The organism is uncultured Mucilaginibacter sp., from assembly GCF_903913935.1.
Lineage (GTDB): Bacteria > Bacteroidota > Bacteroidia > Sphingobacteriales > Sphingobacteriaceae > Mucilaginibacter.
On the sequence record NZ_CAIWNH010000511.1, the window covers coordinates 1 to 1,646 of the forward strand.

Genomic DNA, 1,646 nt, shown 5'->3' on the forward strand with positions numbered 1-1,646 from the left:
AACCAATCCCAATGCCTCAGCGTCGCTTGATATCTACTCCCACACAAAGGGTCTGCTTATACCCCGTATGACCTCTACCGAACGCGCCAATATTCCCTCGTTGCCCAATGGCCTGCTTGTTTTTGATATTGACAGTGGTTGCGTTTTGGCATTCGACTCAATTTCGGCAGTTTGGAAAAATCTTTGTGACGCACACAGCAGTTCCTCGGGTTATTGGACATTAAACAACCACAACCTCTACGCCACCGATACCTCAAATAATGTGGGTATTGGCACCCAACTCCCTTCATGTAAGTTACATGTAAATGGCGATTTTTATGCTGGTCCTCCATTCGGTACGGGCACATCAATGGGCATGCTTCGCAACGCGTCCGGAGATTTTTTATTCGGTTATTCTATAGGGGCGCATAATGAGGCTTATACATTCGAAATAGGCCGGGGGGGTGCGAGCGGTGAATTTGGCGAAAGGATAACCCGTGAGGGAATCGGAATAAAAAGGCCGGATGGAGTCAACACAGCAGTAATGGCTGGCCGCGATTCTATTACCGGAGAAATGTACAATTCTCTCTTTTGGACAAACCCGGGCATTAGAGACATTGATTTAAGAATAGACTCAACAGGGTTTAATTACAGTGAAGGCCACAACAATGTATTTATTATACATGAGGATACTGCAACTTTATCTGCTCAATTAAAATTAGTGAATGGTACTCAGGCCTCGGGTAGAATACTCACCTCCGATGCAGCTGGCCTGGCAAATTGGCAACCCCTAAAAGGTTCAAACATTATATACAAAGATACCGTAATAAACGCTGTGGCAAACAGTAGTTACAATTGTTCCGTGGGGCTAACAGGCATTATTTTTACCGATACCCTGCAAGTAGATAGTTTTAACATAACACTTCCTATACGCCCTATAAACGGATTCAGGTTCATATTAAAGGGCTATTATTCTCCTAATCCGCTTTCACAGGCCTCTGTTTCGGGTCTGCTTTTCACATCAGATGGTAGCCTTATCAGTCCATCTTTAAGCTATGGGTACAAGGTTGCGGGCATTACTGCGCTCAGTGGCATTACACTCATTTTTAATCAAGCCAGTAATACCTGGTACTAGCTAAATAACCAGATAGGTAATATATAAAAACGAATTTCAAACTTTAGCACGTCTAACGTGGTCATATCCGATATGATTTAAAGAAAAAATATGGAGGCACGGCCAGCAAAGCATAAGCTTTGAAAAACTGGACGATTAACAATTACTTCCTCTTCTTCGGCACCCGCCCAATCCTCTCATCCTTGCGCCTTATCAGCTGGCACAATTCCAACACCGATGATTCAAAATCATTCGCATCAGCCGGTATCATTTGCCACGCAGTTTCACCCGCCCCATCATTCAAAACCGAAACCGCTCGCATACTTGGGAATATCTTTTTCAAACTTGCATGGTGTTCATGCGTGGTAGCTATCCAAACACCATTCACGTCAGTATGGTCGGCCCGCTCGCGCAAAATCAACACAATTTTATTGCCTACATAAACCCCATGGCATCCAAAAAACGGCTTCACCACATAGGGCAGCGGCTCTAAATATTCAAAAACAAAATTGAATGGAATGATTTTTTTGACAGCCATAAGCCAAAACAAGTT

2 protein-coding genes are annotated in these 1,646 nt (G+C 43.7%); one reads left to right on the top strand and one right to left on the bottom strand.

The window, feature by feature from the left end:
• A partial coding sequence (locus tag QZY09_RS20540) for a hypothetical protein (RefSeq protein WP_295675536.1) occupies positions 1–1,114 on the top strand: 1,114 nt, incomplete at its 5' end.
• Positions 1,115–1,256: 142 nt separating this feature from the next.
• Here the strand turns inward: QZY09_RS20540 and QZY09_RS20545 are convergent.
• Positions 1,257–1,646: hypothetical protein (locus QZY09_RS20545; RefSeq protein ID WP_295675538.1), on the bottom strand; the 390-nt coding region annotated here is incomplete at its 5' end.